Source organism: Caballeronia sp. SEWSISQ10-4 2 (genome assembly GCF_030464885.1).
Taxonomy (GTDB): domain Bacteria; phylum Pseudomonadota; class Gammaproteobacteria; order Burkholderiales; family Burkholderiaceae; genus Caballeronia.
The window spans coordinates 177,760-198,153 of record NZ_JALPRJ010000002.1; the positions used below are offsets into that span (position 1 = coordinate 177,760).

The following is a 20,394-nucleotide window of genomic DNA, read 5'->3' on the forward strand; positions in this document are numbered from 1 at the left end:
CGGATGCGTCGAGCAGGGCGAGCAATGTATAGGAAACGAGTTTTGTGATCCGTCAGCGGATCGTCCTCACAGTCGCGTCAAACGCTTCCGCGAACCTCGCCCACTCAGCCTCCGATCCCGTCAGCCCAATCCGCAAACTCGGCACCACGCCATGCTCGAACAGCCGGGTCCAGATCCCGCGTGTCGCCAACGTGTGCTGCAGCGCCGCTGCATTTTGCGTTTCGAACCATGCGAACAAGGGTGTTGAACAGGGATCGAAACCTTGGTTGCGGATCAGCGTCGCCAGCCTTGCGCTATCCCGAGCGAGCGTGGCGCGTGCTTCGGCTTGCCACGAAGAATCGCTCAAAGCCGCCTGCACCGCATGACGTGCCGGGCCGCTTACCGTCCATGCGCCGAGCGTCTCGCGCAAAGCATCGCGCAACGGTTCCGCTGCGAGCACAAAACCTGCGCGAATCCCCGCGAGGCCAAAGAACTTGCCGACCGAGCGCAGCACGACCAAACCTTCGCGTCTGCTCTCCGATGCCAGTGAGCCGAGCCCGTCGCCGTAGGCATCGGCGAAGGCTTCATCGACGATCAGCGTTCCGTCGCGTGCTGCCAGTTGCTCGTGCCAGCCGAGCAGAACATCACGGCCGATGCGCTCAGTCGTGGGATTATTAGGATTCGCAATGATCACATGATTGACGCCATCCTCCAAAGCAGCCGACGCAACATCAAGTGCGACGATCCGATGCCCGGCGCGCTCAAATGCCGGCGCGTATTCGCCATACGTCAATGGCGCAATCGCCGCGACGCCGCGCCTCAACAAACCCGGCAGCGCACGAATCGCAGCCTGACTGCCGGCAACCGGCAGCGCTGCCGGCGCTCCATAGTGCCGCGCTGCAAGCTCTGCCAACTCATCGGCGTCTTCGGGCAGACGACGCCACGCATCCACGGGCACAGGCGGCACCGGATACGCGTGTGGATTGATCCCCGTCGATAAATCCAGCCAGTCACCCAGCGCGATCCCATATCGACGTGCGGCTTCGCGCAAATTCCCGCCATGCCGGATCGGTTCAGCCATGAAGCCCCACGCCCGTGAAAGCGAGCACCAGCAGGATCGCGAGCCAGAGCAGCGTCGTGCGTTCGACGAGCCGCAACGCGGCCACTACATGACGTGGTGAGGCCGTCATGCCAAAACCAAGCACCGGCCGTGTTTCCAGCGTGCCGTTATAGATCGCCGGTCCGCCGAGCAGCACGTTCAGGCTTCCTGCACCCGCGGCCATCACCGGTCCCGCATTCGGGCTGTCCCACAGCGGCGCCTGCGTGTGCCAGCAGCGCCACGCCGTGCGGGTGTCGCCGAGCAGGGCGTAACTCGCTGCCGTAAGCCGCGCGGGCACGAAGTTGAGGACATCGTCGAAACGGGCTGCTGCCCAGCCGAAACGCAAGTAGCGTGGCGTCCGGTAACCCCACATCGCGTCGAGCGTGTTGGCGAGGCGGAACATCAGCGCGCCCGGTCCGCCCGCAATCACGAACCAGAACAGCGCACCGAAGATTGCGTCATTGCCGTTTTCCAGCGCGGATTCCACGGCGGCACGGGAAAGCGCGGCTTCATCGGCGTGAGCGGTTTCACGCGATACGATCCGTGCCGTCAGCTTGCGCGCCGCCGCGAGGTCGCCGAGGCCGAGTGCGCGAGCGATCGGCGCGATGTGATCGCGCAGGCTTTTCGCGCCCAGCGAGAACCACAGCAGCGCGACATGCACGGCGCAGGCGGCGGCGAACGGCAGCACGCTGACGAGAATCCAGCTCACGGCAACCGGCGGCACGACGGCCAGCAGCCACGCGAGAATGCCCGCCGGCCGCGCCCGGAACCCCGTATTCATCTTTGCTTCGATACGCGTGGCAAGCCGCCCGAACGCGACCAGCGGATGGCGCGTCGCGGGTTCGCCGAAAATCAGGTCGATCACGACGCCCGCAATGGCGAGCATCGCCGTGACGTAGAAGGAGAGCAGCAGCATGTCAGCCTTTGAGTGCGAGCGGCAGGCCGGCGACCATCATGGTCACATGCGTGCTTGCGGCGGCGACACGCTGGTTGAGCCGGCCGAGTTCATCGACGTAAAGGCGCGTCACCGATCCCATCGGCACCACGCCGAGTCCAATCTCGTTGCTCACGATGATGATTTTCCCCCGTACCTTGGCGAGCGCGGCGTCGAAGGCGCTGAAGGCTTGCAGCGGCGCGCCGTCGGGCGTGCTGTCATCGGCGGGGAAGAGCAGGTTGGCGAGCCACAGCGTCAGACAGTCGATCAGCACGACGTGACCCTCGCGATCCAGTTCACGCAGCGCGCCGCCCAGATCGAGCGGCGCCTCGACGAGCGCCCAATGCGCCGGCCGCCGTTCACGATGCTGCTCCACGCGCGCAGCGAACTCGCTGTCCCCAATGCGAGCGGTAGCCACGTAAGTAACGGGCCAACCGCTGTCGGCGGCTAGCCGTTCGGCAAACGCGCTTTTGCCCGAGCGCGCGCCGCCGAGAATGAAGGTGAGGTCGGGGGAAGTCATCGCAATATTGTACCGGCGGGCGCTACCATAGCGGCTTCTCGAGAACCGATGAGCATCGAAACACCCATGCAATTTGCACCGCGCGGCACGCTGATGATCCAGGGCACGACTTCCGATGCCGGCAAGAGCACGTTGGTGGCAGGCCTTTGCCGGCTCGCGCGGCGCGGCGGCATGCGGGTCGCGCCCTTTAAGCCGCAGAACATGGCGTTAAACAGCGCGGTCACGGTGGACGGCGGCGAGATCGGCCGCGCCCAGGCGCTGCAGGCGATCGCGGCGGGTGTGGACGCTGAAATCGACTTCAATCCCGTGCTGCTCAAGCCGACGAGCGATCGCGGCGCGCAGGTGATCATCCACGGTCACGCGCACGCCAATCTCGATGCCCGCGCGTATCACGCGTTCAAAACCGTTGCCTTCGATGCCGTTCTCGCCTCGTACGCCCGGCTTCAGCAGCGTTTTGACGCGATCATCGTGGAAGGGGCGGGAAGTCCGGCCGAAGTGAACCTGCGAGATCGCGATATTGCCAACATGGGGTTCGCCGAGCGCGTGGATTGCCCGGTCGTGCTGGTGGCGGATATCGATCGCGGCGGGGTGTTCGCGCATTTGCTGGGGACGCTCGCGTGTTTATCGGAGACGGAACGGGCGCGGATCCGGGGCTTCGTGATCAACCGTTTTCGTGGCGATATCAGCCTGTTGCAGCCCGGTCTCGACTGGCTCGAGGCGCAGACTGGCAAGCCCGTGCTTGGCGTGGTGCCGTATCTTCACGGTCTGACGCTCGACGCCGAGGACATGTTGCCAAGCCAGTTGCACACGCGCGGCGGCGGCGCTGAAGTATTAAAAGTAATCGTGCCGGCGTTGCCGCGGATCAGCAATCACACGGATTTCGATGCTTTGCGCGCACATCCCCAGGTCGATTTCTCGTACGTGCGCGCCGGGACCGCGCCGCCACCGGCCGACCTGATCGTGTTGCCGGGGTCAAAAAGCGTGCAACGCGATCTGGCGTGGCTGCGCGAAAACGGCTGGGATCGCGCGATCGACCGGCATCTCCGATACGGAGGCAAAGTGCTGGGAATTTGCGGCGGCATGCAGATGCTCGGTCACACCGTCGATGACCCGCAAGGGTTCGAAGGGCCTGCCGGTTGCGTGAGCGGCCTCGGGCTGCTGGATCTCGATACCACGCTGACCGCGGACAAATTGCTCGACAACGTGATCGGACGGCTGACGCTAAGCAGTGATCCAGCGCCGGTGCGCGGTTACGAGATCCACATGGGCCGCACGACGGGCGCGGCGCTCGCCCGGCCCGCTGTGATGCTCGACGGTGAGCGCCCGGACGGCGCGATTTCTGCCGATAACCAGATCGCCGCGACCTATCTGCACGGCATCTTCGACACGCCCGAAGCCTGTACGGCGTTACTCGAGTGGGCGGGTTTGCGCGAGGCCGAAGCGCTTGATTACCCGGTGTTGCGGGAAGCGTCGCTGGATCGTCTCGCCGATACACTCGCGCAATCGCTGGATCTGGACGCACTGGGCGCGATGTTTGCCTGAAAACTGGTGAAGCTGAAATTCGCTACGCGGCGCGCGGAGAAGTGCCGCGCCCGGTTTACCCGCCCTTCTCGCCCAAACCCCGCCTCAATACAAAATCATCTGCGTGCATCGAAACAACGCGATGGTTTTACCCTCGCCGTTCGTCACGATCGCGTCCCAAACATGCGTGCTGCGCCCCAGATGCACGGCTGTCGCCTTCGCCGTGATGACACCCTCGCGCGCCGTGCCCATGTGGTTGCTCTTCAATTCGACGGTCGTAAAATTCTTCGCACCCTCGGGCAGATGGGCGATGCAGGCGTAGCCGCAACAGGTATCGGCGAGGCCGATCACGGTCGCCGCGTGCAGGAAGCCGTTCGGCGCCAGGAGTTCGGGCCGCACGGTCAGTTTGCCGGTGAGCGTACCGCTTTCCAGCGATACCAGTTCCACACCGAGCAGATCCGGCAGGCGGCCGCGCTGGCGTTCGCGCAGAAAGTCGAGAGTGATGTCGGGGCGCAGTGTTGCCATGTTGCGGAGTCCTTGGGTGTTTAAGCTGCGTGGTTGACGCGCATGGATTGAAATAGGCAAATCCGATAGTATCAACGCCTCGAACTTTTCACTTATTGCAGCGCTTACAGCACGGTCAGGTGGCCGGGCGTGGGGCGAGGCCGAGAACGCGTGGATTGAATCTATGACGGTGATCGTGGTGGCGAATCCGAAGGGCGGCGTGGGCAAGAGCACGCTGTCCACGAATCTGGCGGGCTATTTTGCGGCGAACGGCGAATGGGTCGCGCTCGCGGATCTGGATAAACAGCAGTCTTCGCACGGCTGGCTCGAGTTGCGGCCAGACACGCTGCCGAAGATCGAGGAGTGGAAAACGGACGTCGATGCACCGACCAAGCCGCCGAAAGGGCTCGAAAAGGCGGTCGTCGATACCCCTGCGGGCATTCACGGCACACGCCTCGCGCTTGCGCTGGAGCTGGCGGACAAGGTGATCGTGCCGCTCCAGCCGTCCATGTTCGACATTCTCGCCACCCAGGAATTTCTCGCTCGGCTGCAGAAGGAGAAGGCGATCCGCAAGGGCACTATCGAGGTGGGTGTGGTCGGAATGCGGGTGGATGCGCGGACGAAATCGGCGGATCAGCTGCATCGATTCGTTGAGGGGCTTGACCTGCCGGTGCTCGGTTATATCCGCGATACGCAGAACTACGTGCAGGCCGCCGCGCACGGGCTGACCATTTGGGATGTGGCCAAAAGCCGGGTGGAGAAGGATATCGAGCAGTGGCAACCCATTATTGAATGGGTGTCGAAGCGCTAGACTCTCCTTTCAGACAGGAAAAACGCCGGTTGGCTTCGAAAGCCAACCGGCGTTTTTTTTTGCGTCTTTTTTGCGTAAGGGGGAACCTGATTCAGGTCCAGTTCTGCGTCGGTACGTGATCGCGATTTCCCTTGATGCGGTTCTTTTCATCGACGAACACGAGGTCCGGCTTCCAGCCCGCCTTCAGCTCCGCCTCGTCCACGAGCGCGAACGCCGCGATAATCACCAGGTCGCCCAGTTGCGCCCGGCGAGCCGCCGAGCCATTCAGCGAAATCATGCCGCTGCCGCGCTCGCCCTTGATGGCGTAGGTCGTGAGGCGCTCACCGTTGTTCACGTTCCAGATGTCGATTTGCTCGTTTTCGACCAGATTCGCGGCTTCCAGCAAATCCTCGTCGATGGCGCAGGAGCCTTCGTAGTGCAATTCGCAATGCGTGACCGTGGCGCGGTGAATCTTCGATTTCAAAAGCGTTCGCTGCATGCGTTTCTCGCTCAAATTTCCAGGTTATCGATCAAGCGTGTACTGCCCAACTTCGCTGCGGCCAGCACCACGAGCGGGGCGGCGGTGTCGGCGCGGCCGGGCGGCAGCAGGTCCACGCGTTTTCTCACTGCGACGTAATCCGGCTGCCAGCCGCGCTGCGCGAGCGATTCCACGGCTTCTTTTTCTATCGATGCAAAGTCGCGATTGCCCGCCAGCACCGCGTCGCGTACGCGATTCAGGGTTTGCGCCAGCACCGGCGCCTCGGCGCGCTCGGCGGCCTGCAAAAAGCGATTGCGCGAGCTGAGCGCCAGGCCGTCGGCGTCGCGCACGGTTTCAGCAGCGATGATCTCCGTCGGCAGCGCGAACTGATGGCACATCTGCCGCACGATCATCAGTTGCTGGTAATCCTTCTTCCCGAAGACGGCGACGCGTGGCTGCACGCACGACATCAGCTTCATCACGACCGTGCACACGCCCTGAAAGAAACCCGGCCGGAATTCGCCTTCCAGGATGTCGCCCAGATTAGTCGGCGGATGCACCCGGTATTGCTGCGGTTCGGGATACAGATCGGCTTCGGTCGGCGCGAACAGCACGTAGACGTTCTCGGCCTGGAGCTTCTCGATGTCGTCTTGCAGCGTGCGCGGATACTTGTCGAAATCTTCGTTCGGTCCGAATTGCAGCCGGTTCACGAAAATACTGGCGACGACCGGATCGCCATGCTGGCGCGCCAGCCGCATCAGCGACAAGTGGCCTTCGTGCAGATTACCCATGGTCGGGACAAAGGCGGTTCGGTTCTGGCCGCGCAACTGGTCGCGCAGTTCATGGATCGAGCTGATGACTTTCATCTAGCAGGTGTCTCCTGGCGGGCAGCTTTGAAAACGCTGCTCCAAGGGGAAAGAAAAGGGGAACGGCGCCACGCCACATGGACGCCGCTTACACGCTTAAGCCGGCGAATACGCGAGTCTTACGTAGACTGGCGCATACGGCTCGGCCTGGGTGATTTCAATCAGCGCTTCACGCGACAGTTCGAGCATCGCGATGAAATTCACCACCACGACCGGCACGCCGCGCGATGGGTCGAAGAGATCGCCGAATTCCATGAAGCGGTTGTTCTGCAGGCGCCGCAGGATCACGCTCATGTGCTCCCGCACCGACAATTCCTCGCGCGAGATCTTGTGATGCTCGACCAGCCGCGCGCGCTTGATGACGTCGGCCCAGGCAGCGCGCAGGTCGTTCACATCGACGTCGGGGAAGCGTTGCGCCGAGCTTTGCTCGACGTATACCTCCGCCCGCAGGAAGTCCCGGCCGAGTTGCGGAATGTGATCCAGACGCTGTGCCGCGAGCTTCATCTGCTCGTATTCCAGCAAGCGCCGCACGAGTTCGGCGCGCGGATCTTCAGCTTCTTCGCCGGTATCCGCCTTTTTCACCGGCAGCAGCATGCGCGACTTGATCTCGATCAGCATGGCCGCCATCAACAGGTATTCCGCCGCGAGTTCCAGGTTGGATTCGCGAATCTGGTCGACGTAGCCCAGGTACTGGCGCGTGACGTCGGCCATCGGAATGTCGAGGACGTTGAAATTCTGCTTGCGGATCAGGTACAGCAGCAAGTCGAGCGGGCCTTCGAACGCCTCGAGAAAGATCTCGAGGGCGTCCGGCGGAATATACAGGTCCGTCGGCAGCTTCCAGAGCGGCTCACCGTACAGGTGCGCGAACGCTACGCCGTCGATGGTGTTCGGCGTGGAGTCGGTCGCGGGCGCGGCAAGCGCTGCGGCGCGATCATCCTTGCCCGGGCGTCCTGAATGTCCCGAACGCTCCGGAGCTTGCTGCGCCTCGCGGGCGGCACTCACGTTCAGAAGTTCTGGTAGTAGACGTAGGGCGTTTGTTCGACCCGCGATGTCTTGAGCTCCGAGCGCTCGTCGAGGTCGATAGGCTGCTTGTCCCACAGCAGCGCACGGCCCTTGCGCTGTTCTGCTTCGAGCGACGGTTTCTGCTCTTTCATCTGATTGATGAACTGGGTGATGTCCGACAGGTACATGATTCGACTTCCGTTGGCTCAGAGCGATTCGAAAACGGGCGCGGCGGAGACTCAAGCGAGACGCCGCCGTGATTCATCGCAATTTTACCGCAAGCATCAGGCAGCGGAGCGGTTAACCCGCCGGAAGGTCGCCGGAAAGCGGAGACATCGTCCATTCGGTCTACTGGATCGGCTGGAAAGCGCGCCCGGAGAGCGGCAAGGTAAAACTCTGTCAATTATTGAATCAGGTACGGAACAAGCATCGCGGAGAGCCGTCCAAGGCGCACCTCCGGCATTTTCGGAGGGTGTTTGCCAAAGCGCTGCGACGATCCTTTCGAACGTTGCCCAATCGGCTAGTCCGGTCTTTTTTGGGACAACCGGCCGCGCCAGTGTGGTGAAATAGCGCCTGCTGGATCGACGCTCGGCGTTTACCCGACACTGCGCAACGGCCATCCTGCACACCCAAGCAATCCCACTCAATTCAACCCTGGAGGTCACGTTTGGCGGGGCGCCTGTTTGATCCGCTGCGCTTCAAGCGCGGGCAAGCCGATGGTCGGCGGCTGGAGCCGTCGACCATCGCGTTGTCGAAAGCGCCTTCCCGTGCGTGGTCATTCGTGCGCCGTGTCGTCTGGTCGCTCCATGCGCTGGCGCTCTTTGCGGTTGCCCAGCCGGCGCACGCAAAATACGACGTGGATATCGACGCGCCGCGCAGCGTCCGGTCGCTGCTCAAGGACCACCTCGATTTGTCGCGTTTCAAGAAACGTGACGATATCAGCGACGAACAATTCGACTTCCTGGTCACCGCCACGCCGCAGGAAGTCCGCGATCTCGTCGCGACCGACGGTTATTTCTCGCCGGTCGTGCGCACTGACGTGAAACACGAAGGCGATAAAAAATCCGTCACCATCAGCGTCGATCCGGGTCCACAGACCAAGGTCGCTTCCGTTTCGCTGACCTTCAAGGGCGCGATCACGACCGAAGATCCGGCGCAAGAAAATACCGCGCGCTTCGCATTTTCGGTCAGGGAGGGCGACCCGTTCTCGCAAAGCGCCTGGGACGACGCGAAGAACGCCGCGCTCAAGGCCTTGCAGTCGCGCCGTTATCTCGGCGCGAAAATCTCGCAATCGAAGGCGCGCGTGAATCCGCGGACGCACATCGCGGATTTGTCGGTGACCTTCGATAGCGGCCCGACCTTCACGTTCGGCAAGCTCGACATCAGCGGCGTGCGGCGTTATCCCGAGCAGATCATTCGTAACGTCGACCGGATCCATCCCGGCGATATCTACGATGTCGCGCGCGTGAACGAATTGCAGCGCCAGTTGCAGAACACGCCGTACTACGCTTCGGTCGCCATCGACGCGGACAACGACGTCACCAAGCCGGACGAAACGCCGATGCACCTGAAGGTCAGCGAGTATCCGTACAACAGCGTGCGTTACGGCGTGGGTTACGCGACGGATACGGGTCCGCACATCCAGGGCGCGTACAGCTATCTCGATACCTTCGGCAGGGCTTATCCGTTCACAATATCCGGCCGCCTGGACCAGACCCAGCAATACGGTCAGGTGCAACTCGCGATGCCGCCGGATGGCCGCACCTGGGTGAACAGCGTGCTTGCCTCATACACGAATACGAACGTGTCCGACACGCGCATCTACAGCGCGCGTGTCGGCGTGCAGCGCTCGCGCTCGCTGCAGAACATCGACACCACGTTCTCGCTGCTGCTCTATGTCGACCGGCTGACGCAGAACTCCGGGCCACCGACCACCAGCCGTGCGCTCGTGCCGTCGTGGCAATGGGTGCGCCGCAATGTCGACGATCCGCTGTTTCCGCGCTCGGGCAACCTGATTCGCGCGGAAGCCGACGTCGCGGTGAAGGGGGTGCTCACCGATCAAACCTTCGGCCGCGTTTATACGAACCTGCTGCAATACGTGCCGCTGGGCAAGCGCGACCTATTCGTGTTTCGCGCGGAATTCGGCGGTGTATTTACGGCAGGCAGCTCGAACGGGATTCCCGCGTCGCTGCTGTTCCGGGCGGGCGGTGCGAATTCGGTGCGTGGTTATGGTTATCAGAGTATCGGTAATGACGTCGATGGCTCGGTATTGCCGACCAAATACCTGATGACCGGAAGCTCGGAATATCAGCACTGGTTCACGCACGACTGGGGTGGAGCCGTGTTCTTCGATATAGGCACAGCCACCGATACCTGGAAAGAGCGCGTGTTCGAGCCGGGCGCGGGCATGGGTGTGCGCTGGCGCAGTCCGGTCGGACCGGTGAACGTGGATATTGCGTATGGCTTCAAGAACCGGGACATCCGCCCGTATCTGACGCTCGGGATCGCTTTTTGATGAATTTGTTTGGATTATTTCTTCACGCATGACGGACCAGAACGGCCAATCCCCCGCAGATCAACCGGATCCTTCCGAGGACCGGGGGAACGGTGCGCCTGAAAACGGAACGCCCGCTGCCAAGCCGCGGCGCGGCGGCTGGCGGCGTCTGGCTAAATGGCTGGGCGGCCTCGTTCTTGTGCTCGTGCTGTGCGTAGCGCTCGGCGTTGCGATGATCCTGTACGCCCTCAACAGCGAGCGCGGGACGCGTTACGTCTGGCAGGCGGCGACCTCGCTGCTCGGCGGCCAGCTGAGCGGCACGCTCGACGGCGGCGCGATCGCGACCGGCTTGCGACTGCGCAACGTGCACTGGAAAAGCCTCGAGGGCAACGGAACGGACATTGCCGTCGACAGCGTTTCCGGCCGATGGGAACTGACGCGTGCGCCGTTGCGGTTCAGCATCGATTATTTGCACGTCGGCACGGTCGATGCACGCATTGCGCCCTCGCCGAAAGACACCAGCCCGGTCCAGTTGCCGACGGATTTGCGCTTGCCGATCCAGCTTGCCATCAGCGACATCACGCTCGACAAACTGCGTCTCCATCAAGGCGCGACGACCACCGAGTTCTCGCGGCTCGCGCTGGAAGGACACAGCGACGGCCGTCATCACGAAGCGACTGTGCAGCGTCTCGATACACCGTTCGGCGCGATCACCGCCGCGTTGAAACTGGACGGCGGCGCGCGCCCGTTCCCGCTGACGGGCGATGCCGGCTATTCGGGGCAGGTTAGCGGTGAGACCGTGCAGGTCGCCGCGCATCTGACGGGTTCGCTGGAAAACCTGACCGCCGATATCGACGCCAGCGGCCTGAAGCTCAAGGGCCAGGCGCATGTGGAGGCGGCGCCGTTCGGCGACGTGCCGCTCAAGCGCGCGCTCGTCACCGTCGATCACGTCAATCCGCAGGCGTTCAGCCCGAGCGCGCCGTTCGCGGATCTCGCGGTGCGGGCCGAACTGAAGCCCGATCCGGCGACACCGAACGCGCTGGTGGTGACGGGGCCGGTGTCGATCGTGAACGCGAAGCCGGGTTCGGTCGACAAGCAGTTGCTGCCTTTAATCGATGCCCGCGCGAACGTGAAGCTCGATGCATCGGCGCAAACCATCTCGGATCTGAACGTGCGGCTGCTGAAGGAAGCGACTGTCACGGGCGGCGGAACGCTCAAGGGCGGCGCGGGACAGTTTGACCTGAAGGTCGCGAAACTCGATCTGAACGCGATCGAATCGAGCATCCGGCCAACGCAGTTCGCCGGGCCGATCGGCATTCATCTCGCCGGCGATACTGGCGATAAGCAGACCATTACGCTAGACCTCAATGATCCGAAAACGGCGTTGCGCGTGCAGGGCAAGGTCACGCTGGACGCCAGGCAAACCGCATTCGATGGCGTGAAACTGAGCGCGGGGAAGGGCCGCATCGAGTTGAGCGGCGCGCTTCAAAAGGACACGCATTCGAGCTACGACCTGAAGGCGAAGTTCATCGATTTCAATCCGCTGCTGCTGACCGAACAACTGGTCGCAAAGCAGCCGCCGGCGAAGGGATCCAAAGCGAAGCCGGTGGCGAACTCCCGCATAATCGAAGCACGCGTGAACGGCACGCTTTCCGCCACCGGCGCACTCGCTCCAACGCTTACGACCAAGGCGCAATTCAAGCTCGCCGACAGTGTCTACGACAACCTGCCGCTCACCGGCGCGGGCACGATCCAGGTTGCCGGAACGCGCATCTTGCCAAGCACGGCGACGCTTTCAATTGCGGGCAACGACGTCGATCTCAACGGCAGTTTCGGTGCGCCGGGTGACCGCTTGCGTTTTCGTATCGATGCACCGCAGCTCGAGCGGCTTGGTTTCGGCCTGGCGGGTCTCATCAAAGCTGACGGCGATGTCACCGGTTCGTTCGCGCATCCGAATCTGGCGGCTAACTATCAGGCCGACAGCGTGGTGTTTGGCGCGAACCGTGTCGGTCATGCAGAAGGGCGGGCGGACGCACGCGACGGCGCGAACGGTGCGCTCGTTTTCACGCTGCAAGCCCGCGATGTCAGCGCGGAAGGCGTCGATCTCGCGAGCCTTGACGCGAACCTCAACGGCACGCGCGCTAACCACACGCTCAACGCTGCTGCCGTCGGCAAGGTGCGCGGCAACGCGGTCAACCTGACGCTGGCCGCGAACGGCCGCCTGACCGATGCCCGCGACGGAGCGCATTGGGACGGCACGGTGACGCGCTTATCGAACAAGGGCACGCCGAGCGTGAGTCTCGACGCGCCGCTTACCGTGAGCTACGCGCCGAATCACGTGGTGCTTGGCGCGACGCGCCTGTCGGCGGAAGGCGCTGTGCTCGACCTGAAATCGTTCGCGTTCGATAGCGGGCGTATCAGTTCGGCCGGCCAGTTGACGAATCTGTCGGTAGCGCGGCTGCTCGAAATCCGCCAGGAACTGGAAGGTGGTCCGCCACCCGTCAAGACCGATCTTGTCTTCGATGGCGACTGGAATTTCGCGCTCGGCTCCACTGCAACAGGTTACGTGCAATTGAAGCGGCGTTCGGGCGATGTCTCCATCGACGCCGCACGCGGCGTTGCGGCGCTCGGCATCACGGACATAACCGCGCGCGCCGACTTCACCGGCGGCAACCGGCTCAACGCGACGCTGCATGCGCAGGCAACGCGGATCGGCGTGATCGATGCCAACGTCCACACGACGCTGGTAGCGCGCGACGGGGTGCTCACCGTCGCGGACGAAGCGTCGCTGAGCGGGGGCATCGACGCGAACGTTCCAACGCTGCGCACCGCTGGCGGGCTGTTCGGTCCCGCTTATCTGCTCGATGGCCGTCTCGGGTTGAAGCTGACCATTGCGGGGATCGTTGCGAAACCGACGCTGTCCGGCATGCTCACGGGCGACGCGCTGTCGGTCACGGTCATCGATCAGGGCGTGCAGTTGAAGGACGGCGTGATCCGGATTGCGTTGTCGGAGAATCTTGTCGATCTGCAGCAGGTCGAGTTTCACGGCGCGAGCGGCACGTTGCGCGCGACCGGCAAGGTGCGGCTCGATCAGCAGCAGCCGGATCTGACGGCGAGCATCATTGCGGACAAGCTCGAACTGTTTGCATCGCCGGATCGGCAGTTGCAGCTGTCGGGTAGTGCTTCGGTGGCTAACGCCGGTTTGCAGGGCGGCATGGCGATCGACGGCAAGTTCACGGTCGATCGCGCGTTGTTTGATCTGCCCGAGCAATCGGCGCCGTCACTCGGTGACGACGTCGTGATCGTGCGTCCAGACGGCACGGTAAAGGGCGAGGATCAGAAGATTGTCGCGACCGGCGACAAGCCCGTGGGCGCGTTCGCGCCGCGGGCGAATATCGATATCAATCTCGGCCAGAAATTCCGTTTCCGCGGCGCAGGCGCGGATCTTGGCCTGGCCGGCACGATCACGGCAATGAGCGCGCCGAACATGCCGTTGCGGGCAATCGGCAACGTGCGTGTGACGCCGGGTTCCACGTACACGGCGTTTGGGCGGAAGCTGGGGATCGAGAACGGCTTTTTCACGTTCAACGGACCGGTTGCGAATCCCGGCATCAACATTCTTGCGATGCGGCGCAATCAGGAAGTCGAAGCCGGCGTGCAGGTGACGGGCACGGTGCAATCACCGAATGCGAAGCTGATTTCCGAGCCGAACGTGCCGGATAACGAAAAGTTGTCGTGGCTGCTGTTCGGGCATGGCACCGATCAGGGCAACAACATCGGTCAACAGAGCGCGATGACCAATGCGCTGGCGTTGCTGGGCAGTTCGCAGGGCAAGCGGATCGCGCAGACGTTTGGGCTGGATGAGTTTTCTATCGGGACGAGCGAGGTCGGGCTGACTGATCCGCAAGTCGTGATGATCTCGAAAGCGATCAATGAGCGGCTCGTGCTTGGGTATGAGCAGGGTCTGCAGTCGGCGAGCAACGCGATCAAGGCGACGCTTAATTTTTCGCGCTTCTGGTCGGTGGCGGCGTATGGCGGCACGTTCCAGGGCATCGATCTGCTTTATACGCGGCGCTTCGATTCATGGTCGCGAAGGAATGGGCCGTCGGAAACGAAGTAGCTTGTTGTGCGCATGAAATGCAAAAAGGGCCGTCTTCAACGTGAGTTGAAAACGGCCCCTTCTTCTTGCGGCTGAACGCGCCCGCAAACCTTACTTCACGCGCATTCCCGGCTTCGCTCCGCTGTGCGGTTCAAGAATGTACAAGCCGGGTTCGGTTTTTTCGTCGTCGGAGGAAGCAGCCAGCACCATGCCTTCCGACAGCCCGAATTTCATCTTGCGCGGTGCCAGATTCGCGACCATCACCGTGAACTTGCCGATCAGGTCCTGCGGCTGATACGCCGACTTGATCCCGGAGAATACATTGCGTGTTTTTTCCTCACCGACATCCAGCGTCAGTTGCAGCAGCTTGTCCGATCCTTCGACCGCCGTGCAGTTCACGATCTTCGCGATTCGCAGATCGATCTTGGCGAAGTCATCGATGGAAATCACGCCTTCGGCTTCCGGCTCTTTCACCTTCGCTGCCTTCTTCGAGGTTGAAGCTGCAGCAGCCGGTGCAGCAGCAGCTTGCCCCGGCGCCACCGATTCGCGGTTCGCAGCGATCAGCGCTTCGATTTGCTTCGGATCGACGCGCGTCATCAAGTGCTTGTACGCGTTGATCGGCTGCGAAGAACTGAGCGGCGCGGAAACATCCGCCCAGACCAGCGGCGCGATCCCGAGGAAGCCTTCCACCGATTCCGCCAGCACCGGCAACACCGGCTTCAACGCCAGCGACAGCAGCCGGAACGCTTCCAGGCTCACGCTGCACGTTTCATGCAGCGCGGCGGCGTTGGTTTCGTCCTTGGCCTGATCCCAGGGCTTCGCGGTATCGACGAAAGCGTTGACCGTATCGGCGAGATCCATGGTCGTGCGCAACGCCCGGCCGTATTCGCGCGACTCGTACAGCGCCGCGATTTGCGGAATGGCCGCCCGCAATTGCAGCAGCAGCGGATGATTCATCGCGCTGTCCTGCACGCGGCCTTCGAAGCGCTTGATCAGGAACCCCGCCGCCCGGCTCGCGATATTCACGTACTTGCCGACCAGATCGCTGTTCACACGAGCCTGGAAATCTTCGAGATTCAGGTCGATGTCTTCCATCGTGTGGTTCAGCTTCGCGGCGTAGTAGTAGCGCAGCCACTCGGGGTTGATACCCGTATCGATCACGCTTTTCGCCGTGATGAAGGTGCCGCGCGACTTGGACATCTTCGCGCCGTCGACGGTGAGAAAGCCGTGCGCGAACACGTTCGTCGGCGTCCGATGGCCGGAAAACTGCAGCATCGCGGGCCAGAACAGCGTGTGGAAATACAGGATGTCCTTGCCGATAAAGTGATACTGCTCGGTCTTCGATCCGGGCCGGATCCATTCCTCGAAGTCGAGGCCGCGCGCATCCGCGAGGTTCTTGAAGCTCGCGTAGTAGCCGACCGGGGCATCCACCCAAACATAGAAATACTTGCCCGGCGCGCCAGGGATTTCGAAACCGAAGTAGGGTGAATCGCGCGAAATATCCCAGTCGGCGAGTTTGGCGTCGCCTTTGTCGCCGAGCCACTCGCGCATCTTGTTCGTGGCTTCGGGTTGGGCGAGTCCGCTGACCCAGCCGCGCAGGAAGTCTTCGCAGCGCGGATCGGAGAGGCGGAAGAAATAGTGTGTCGATGTTTTGCGCACCGGCGTTGCGCCCGAGACTACCGAATATGGATTGATGAGATCGAGTGGCTGATACGTCGATCCGCAGACTTCGCAGTTATCGCCGTATTGATCTTTCGCGCCGCATTTCGGACATTCGCCCTTGATGAAGCGGTCGGGTAGGAACATTTCCTTGACCGGATCGTAGGCCTGTTCAATATCGCGCGCTTCGATCAGCCCGGCTGCTTTTAGCGAACCGTAGATGGACTCGCACAGCACGCGGTTTTCTTCGGCGTCAGTTGAATGGTAGTTGTCGAATGAAATGCCGAAGCTGTCGAAATCGCGCTTGTGTTCTTTCCCCACGCGCTCGATCAGCTGCTTCGGCGTGATGCCTTCCTGCTCGGCGCGCAGCATGATGGGGGTGCCGTGGGTATCGTCGGCGCCGACGTAGTAGACCTCGTGACCGTGCATTCGCAGCGAGCGCACCCAGATATCCGTCTGGATGTATTCGACCATATGGCCGATATGAATCTGACCGTTCGCGTACGGGAGCGCGGACGTGACAAGAATTCGGCGATGGCCAGGGGTGGCTGGCGCCGCTGCGGGGACGGATGTTGACGAGGTGGGTGCTGACATAAGGCGCTGGCCTGCAGTTGAAAAATTCAGTGATTGCACGAAAAAGCGAATGACGATTCTACCAGTCAAGGGTTTCTCGTTCGCACTTGGGGTTTTGGTCGGGGGGCTCGTGGTCGGGGGTGGTGCTGGGTTGGTGCTTTCGGCGTGAAGTGGTCTGCGTGAGTTAGCAGTATTTTTTATCACTATTAGCCACTGTGCGTGGCGGCACGTCATTCGCCACCAGTGACTGAACCTGCCCAAGGGACACCCCGCGCTATCCGCGAACAACCACCCACGAAAATAGCTGCGCAGATCACGTAGCCAACCCACCAAGAAATGAGGCGATCAGCACATGTCAGGCCGTTTTGGTCTGGGGGTCATGGTGCTTGCCCGAGAGCGTTGGGGCGAAGCGTGTTCGTGTCAGGATTCGCGAGAAGGAGGGGTTCAAACATTATCGAGTCTGGCGAGCACCGTGCTATCAGGTGCCAAAAACTGGGGCTTGCACGCTAGGGACACTAACTCGCCGATGGTGGGAAGGCGCTTTCTTTGCTTCATTTCTTTGTCGCCGTTGGACAAAGAAATGACGTGCCGCCACGCACAGTGGCTAATAGTGATAAAAAAATCAGCTAACTCACGCAGACCACTAACGCCGAAAGCAGCAACCCGGCACTGATCCAGTCCCAGGGACATAAAACCCGCGCAATACCATCACGCAAAGCGGCCACACACCACTAAAAAGCAGAGAAAACCTGTCCAAATTCCAGACGAAAAAAAACCGGGGCGATTAGCGGCCCCGGGGCAACAACGACAAGAGGAGAATGGCACGTGGCGGCAAAGCCAGCCACCTACCGTTAAGACAGACACTTACCGTGCGGCCAAGTTTCAAATATTTTTCGTGTTCGCGAATTTCTCGTGAGACGAATCGAATCCCCGGCCCCGGCGCAGCTGCCATTCCCCTTGTAAATCAAACGTTTTACTGAACCTGACCCGGCTGCGCGGTCGCGCGCAGATAGATTTCCACACGACGATTCTGCGCGCGCCCAGCTTCGGTGGTGTTGTCAGCAATAGGCTGCGTCTGGCCCATGCCTTGCGCCGACAGACGCTGACCCGCCACACCATGGCCAGCCAGATACGATGCCACGCTTTGTGCACGATTTTGCGACAGCGTCTGGTTGTACGCCGGCTGGCCCGTGCTATCCGTATGACCGACCACTTGCGCGATCAACTCAGGATGCTGCGTCAGCGTTTGCGTGACCTGGTCGAGCACCGGCGCAAAACCGGGCTTGATGGCGTAGCTGTTGGTATCGAACGAGATCGCGTTCGGAATGTTGACCTTCAGCGATCCGTCCGGCTGTTCCGTCACCTGCGTGCCCGTGCCCTTCGTTGCGCCGGTCAGCTTGCCCTTGATGGCCTGCCAGTTGTAGCCGGTGATACCGCCAGCTGCCGCACCCACGCCCGCGCCGATGGCCGCGCCCTTGCCGCCACCGAAGATCGCGCCAAGCCCGGCGCCAGCCGCGGCGCCAATGCCCGTGCCAACGGCGGCGTTATTGCCTTGCTGGGTCGCGCAGCCGGCGACAAGCGCGCCGGCCACGGCGATTACGGACAAGCGGGTCATCATTTTCGAGTTCATTATCAATTCTCCAGGGTACCAATTCATACAAAGCCAGCACCGACAGCCCGAAAGGGTCTTCCGGCGAGTCGTAACAGCTGCCACTACAATACGGCCAAGGATTCAAGAGATTATAACGATGCGTCCCCCGAATCATGGCAGCGTCGGATAGTGCATCGCGCACGATGACGACGCAATGTCGTGCAACAATTCCTTTCAATTTCATTGTTTGCATGCGGAATATTCGATCCGCGACAGCAAAAAGCGTTCCCTTGGAGTTTCGATGAGTTTTGATCGCGCCCAGATCGATACCGCGCTCAGCGGCCTGATCGATCCGAATACCAGCCGCACTTTCGCGGACACGAAAAGCATCCGCAGCGTAGCCGTGGACGGGGCCAACGTCAGCGTGAACGTCGTGCTGGGCTATCCGGCGAAGAGCCAGTTCGACGCCATCCGCGCGCTCGTGTCCAACGCCGTCGCCGGCGTGCCGGGCGTGGCCGGCGTACAGGTCACGGTGTCGTCGCAGGTCGTCGCGCACGCGGTGCAGCGCGGCGTGAAGCTGCTGCCGAACGTGAAGAACATCATCGCGGTGGCGTCGGGCAAGGGCGGGGTCGGCAAGAGCACGACCGCCGTGAACCTCGCGCTCGCGCTGGCGGCGGAAGGCGCGTCGGTCGGCATGCTGGACGCGGATATCTACGGGCCGTCCTTACCCATGATGCTCGGCATCAGCGGCCGTCCGGAATCGCCCGACAACCAGTCGATGAACCCGCTCATTGGCCACGGCATCCAGGCCAACTCGATCGGTTTCCTGATCGAGCAGGACAACCCGATGGTCTGGCGCGGCCCGATGGTCACCTCGGCGCTCGAACAATTGCTGCGCCAGACCAACTGGAAGGACCTAGATTACCTGGTCGTCGACATGCCGCCCGGCACCGGCGACATCCAGCTCACGCTCTCGCAGAAAGTGCCCGTCACGGGCGCGGTGATCGTTACCACGCCACAGGACATCGCGTTGCTCGACGCCAAGAAGGGTCTGAAGATGTTCGAGAAAGTGGGCATCCCGATCCTGGGTATCGTGGAGAACATGAGCACGCATATCTGCTCGAATTGCGGCCACGAAGAACATATTTTTGGCGCGGGCGGGGGCGAGCGGATGTCGAAGGAATATGGTGTGCCCGTGCTCGGCCATTTACCGCTCGATATCGCGATCCGCGAGAAGACCGATGCGGGCCAGCCGACTGTGATCTCGCAACCGGACAGCAAGATTGCCGATGCTTATCGCTCGATTGCACGCAAGGTAGCCATTTCGATTGCCGAGCGCCAGCGGGACATGACGTCGATGTTCCCCAGCATCGTAGTGCAAAACACTTAGGCGGGAGCGGGGGCACGGGCGATTTTGGCGGCGCGTGTCGCGGTATCATGTCGCCTTCGATTGGCGCGGCCAGGTGAGCACACGGGGTGGTCGCGGGTCGCCATGAGGATCGCATGAAACAAAGATTCGACGGGCCTGAGTCGCGCAGACCGCCTGCCGCGATACACCCGGTCCCGAGCCTGATGCTGAGTTTGAGCTTGTTGGCCAGCGTCATGTTGCTCGGCGGCTGCGGCCTCCTGTTCCAGCACCACGAAAAACGTGCCGACGCCACGTTGCAGCCCACCGGCGGCAACACGGCGAGCGGGACGGTGACGTTCATCGAACGCGCCGACGGTGTCCAGGTGTCTTACAACCTGTCCGGCATGCCGCCCAATAGCGACCACGCGCTGCAGATTCACGAGCGCGGCGACTGCATCGTCTCGGGTTCGGACGGCGGTCCCGTATTCGCGCCGGCGTCCGAACGCACCAACTCCGGTTCCAAGGTGGAAGGCGATCTGGCCAGCATTCACGCCGACGCGAACGGCTCGGCGACGGGTTTCATCGTCGCATCGGACGTGTCGCTCGACGGTGTGCGATCGGTGTTGTCGCGGGCCCTCCTGCTTCATCGCGACGCCGCTGACACCTACGCCCTCACGCCGCATGGCGCCGGTCCTGCACTTGCGTGCGGCGTGATCCGGCAGTGATGCGGCGGGTCGCCGCATTCTTTCAATGAAATCAGGCTGTTAAGGCGCTCGGCCCGGCCTGTGGGCATAGCAGCGTCGCGCAGCCAGCGCATCAAGTAAAATACGCGCTTCTCGTCTGGTCTGGCTGGCTTTGGCGTGCTTCTGGATCTATCCCAAGCTTCCGGCCATGCCCTGTTTCAAGTTCGGCGGCTCTCTCCAGGCCGCCTCTTTCG

At 62.1% G+C, this 20,394-nt stretch carries 16 protein-coding genes; 6 read left to right on the forward strand and 10 right to left on the reverse strand.

Going from position 1 to position 20,394, the window contains the following annotated elements; all coding sequences use genetic code 11:
• Window positions 1-52: 52 nt before the first annotated feature.
• From cobD to cobU, 3 genes are read right to left on the reverse strand one after another with little or no spacing between them, the layout of a single operon-like run.
• Window positions 53-1,060 (reverse strand): threonine-phosphate decarboxylase CobD, encoded by a 1,008-nt coding sequence (gene cobD, locus M0D69_RS02470; protein WP_301780495.1) that lies wholly within the window; start codon window positions 1,058-1,060, stop codon window positions 53-55.
• On the reverse strand, window positions 1,053-1,994 hold the full coding sequence (gene cbiB / locus M0D69_RS02475) for an adenosylcobinamide-phosphate synthase CbiB (RefSeq protein WP_301780496.1): 942 nt from the start codon (window positions 1,992-1,994) through the stop codon (window positions 1,053-1,055). Before cbiB ends, cobD begins: the two co-directional genes overlap by 8 nt.
• Before the next feature lies 1 nt (window position 1,995).
• On the reverse strand, window positions 1,996-2,532 hold the full coding sequence (cobU, locus tag M0D69_RS02480; RefSeq protein ID WP_301780497.1) for a bifunctional adenosylcobinamide kinase/adenosylcobinamide-phosphate guanylyltransferase: 537 nt from the start codon (window positions 2,530-2,532) through the stop codon (window positions 1,996-1,998).
• A gap of 66 nt (window positions 2,533-2,598) precedes the next feature.
• Between cobU and M0D69_RS02485 the strand changes: the two genes are divergently transcribed.
• A complete protein-coding gene (locus M0D69_RS02485; RefSeq protein WP_301780544.1) occupies window positions 2,599-4,074 on the forward strand; it encodes a cobyric acid synthase in 1,476 nt (491 codons plus the stop codon).
• Between the two features lie 84 nt (window positions 4,075-4,158).
• Here M0D69_RS02485 and M0D69_RS02490 read toward each other — a convergent pair whose 3' ends face one another.
• Entirely contained in the window at window positions 4,159-4,578 is a 420-nt protein-coding gene (locus M0D69_RS02490) for a PaaI family thioesterase (protein ID WP_301780498.1), read from the reverse strand.
• Between the two features lie 163 nt (window positions 4,579-4,741).
• Here M0D69_RS02490 and M0D69_RS02495 point away from each other — a divergent pair, with 163 nt between their 5' ends.
• Window positions 4,742-5,368, forward strand: coding sequence for a ParA family protein (locus M0D69_RS02495; protein WP_301780499.1), 627 nt, complete (start codon window positions 4,742-4,744; stop codon window positions 5,366-5,368).
• A gap of 91 nt (window positions 5,369-5,459) precedes the next feature.
• Here M0D69_RS02495 and panD read toward each other — a convergent pair whose 3' ends face one another.
• The 4 genes from panD to M0D69_RS02515 all read right to left on the reverse strand — a co-directional run bounded on the left by panD (window position 5,460) and on the right by M0D69_RS02515 (window position 7,884).
• Entirely contained in the window at window positions 5,460-5,846 is a 387-nt protein-coding gene (gene panD, locus M0D69_RS02500; protein WP_047896052.1) for an aspartate 1-decarboxylase, read from the reverse strand.
• Window positions 5,847-5,857: 11 nt separating this feature from the next.
• Window positions 5,858-6,691, reverse strand: a complete 834-nt coding sequence (gene panC, locus M0D69_RS02505) for a pantoate--beta-alanine ligase (RefSeq protein WP_301780500.1) — start codon at window positions 6,689-6,691, stop codon at window positions 5,858-5,860.
• Between the two features lie 96 nt (window positions 6,692-6,787).
• A complete protein-coding gene (locus M0D69_RS02510; RefSeq protein ID WP_301780545.1) occupies window positions 6,788-7,573 on the reverse strand; it encodes a ScpA family protein in 786 nt (261 codons plus the stop codon).
• Between the two features lie 122 nt (window positions 7,574-7,695).
• The gene (locus M0D69_RS02515) at window positions 7,696-7,884 is read right to left on the reverse strand and encodes a DUF3460 family protein (protein WP_301780546.1); all 189 of its coding nucleotides are present in this window, start codon (window positions 7,882-7,884) and stop codon (window positions 7,696-7,698) included.
• Window positions 7,885-8,504: 620 nt separating this feature from the next.
• Between M0D69_RS02515 and M0D69_RS02520 the strand changes: the two genes are divergently transcribed.
• On the forward strand, window positions 8,505-10,208 hold the full coding sequence (locus M0D69_RS02520; RefSeq protein WP_301780547.1) for an autotransporter assembly complex family protein: 1,704 nt from the start codon (window positions 8,505-8,507) through the stop codon (window positions 10,206-10,208).
• 28 nt (window positions 10,209-10,236) lie between these two features.
• Entirely contained in the window at window positions 10,237-14,307 is a 4,071-nt protein-coding gene (locus M0D69_RS02525) for a translocation/assembly module TamB domain-containing protein (protein WP_301780501.1), read from the forward strand.
• Window positions 14,308-14,397: 90 nt separating this feature from the next.
• Here the strand turns inward: M0D69_RS02525 and metG are convergent, their stop codons facing one another.
• Both metG and M0D69_RS02535 read right to left on the reverse strand, forming a co-directional pair.
• The gene (metG, locus tag M0D69_RS02530) at window positions 14,398-16,539 is read right to left on the reverse strand and encodes a methionine--tRNA ligase (protein WP_301780502.1); all 2,142 of its coding nucleotides are present in this window, start codon (window positions 16,537-16,539) and stop codon (window positions 14,398-14,400) included.
• Window positions 16,540-17,491: 952 nt separating this feature from the next.
• Window positions 17,492-18,148, reverse strand: coding sequence for an OmpA family protein (locus M0D69_RS02535; RefSeq protein WP_301780503.1), 657 nt, complete (start codon window positions 18,146-18,148; stop codon window positions 17,492-17,494).
• A 262-nt stretch (window positions 18,149-18,410) separates the two neighbouring features.
• Here M0D69_RS02535 and apbC point away from each other — a divergent pair, with 262 nt between their 5' ends.
• On the forward strand, window positions 18,411-19,499 hold the full coding sequence (gene apbC, locus M0D69_RS02540) for an iron-sulfur cluster carrier protein ApbC (protein ID WP_301780504.1): 1,089 nt from the start codon (window positions 18,411-18,413) through the stop codon (window positions 19,497-19,499).
• Between the two features lie 182 nt (window positions 19,500-19,681).
• Window positions 19,682-20,182 carry a superoxide dismutase family protein gene (locus M0D69_RS02545; protein WP_301780548.1) on the forward strand — a complete coding sequence of 167 codons (501 nt, stop codon included), beginning with the start codon at window positions 19,682-19,684 and terminating at the stop codon, window positions 20,180-20,182.
• Window positions 20,183-20,394 lie beyond the last annotated feature (212 nt).

What these genes read in the sequence shown, in the direction of transcription:
- cobD (WP_301780495.1), bottom strand. Translation starts at nt 1,060, where the DNA reads ATGGCTGAACCGATCCGGCATGGCGGGAATTTGCGCGAAGCCGCACGT.
- cbiB (WP_301780496.1), bottom strand. Translation starts at nt 1,994, where the DNA reads ATGCTGCTGCTCTCCTTCTACGTCACGGCGATGCTCGCCATTGCGGGC.
- cobU (WP_301780497.1), bottom strand. Translation starts at nt 2,532, where the DNA reads ATGACTTCCCCCGACCTCACCTTCATTCTCGGCGGCGCGCGCTCGGGC.
- M0D69_RS02485 (WP_301780544.1), top strand. Translation starts at nt 2,599, where the DNA reads ATGCAATTTGCACCGCGCGGCACGCTGATGATCCAGGGCACGACTTCC.
- M0D69_RS02490 (WP_301780498.1), bottom strand. Translation starts at nt 4,578, where the DNA reads ATGGCAACACTGCGCCCCGACATCACTCTCGACTTTCTGCGCGAACGC.
- M0D69_RS02495 (WP_301780499.1), top strand. Translation starts at nt 4,742, where the DNA reads ATGACGGTGATCGTGGTGGCGAATCCGAAGGGCGGCGTGGGCAAGAGC.
- panD (WP_047896052.1), bottom strand. Translation starts at nt 5,846, where the DNA reads ATGCAGCGAACGCTTTTGAAATCGAAGATTCACCGCGCCACGGTCACG.
- panC (WP_301780500.1), bottom strand. Translation starts at nt 6,691, where the DNA reads ATGAAAGTCATCAGCTCGATCCATGAACTGCGCGACCAGTTGCGCGGC.
- M0D69_RS02525 (WP_301780501.1), top strand. Translation starts at nt 10,237, where the DNA reads ATGACGGACCAGAACGGCCAATCCCCCGCAGATCAACCGGATCCTTCC.
- metG (WP_301780502.1), bottom strand. Translation starts at nt 16,539, where the DNA reads ATGTCAGCACCCACCTCGTCAACATCCGTCCCCGCAGCGGCGCCAGCC.
- M0D69_RS02535 (WP_301780503.1), bottom strand. Translation starts at nt 18,148, where the DNA reads ATGAACTCGAAAATGATGACCCGCTTGTCCGTAATCGCCGTGGCCGGC.
- apbC (WP_301780504.1), top strand. Translation starts at nt 18,411, where the DNA reads ATGAGTTTTGATCGCGCCCAGATCGATACCGCGCTCAGCGGCCTGATC.
- M0D69_RS02545 (WP_301780548.1), top strand. Translation starts at nt 19,682, where the DNA reads ATGCTGAGTTTGAGCTTGTTGGCCAGCGTCATGTTGCTCGGCGGCTGC.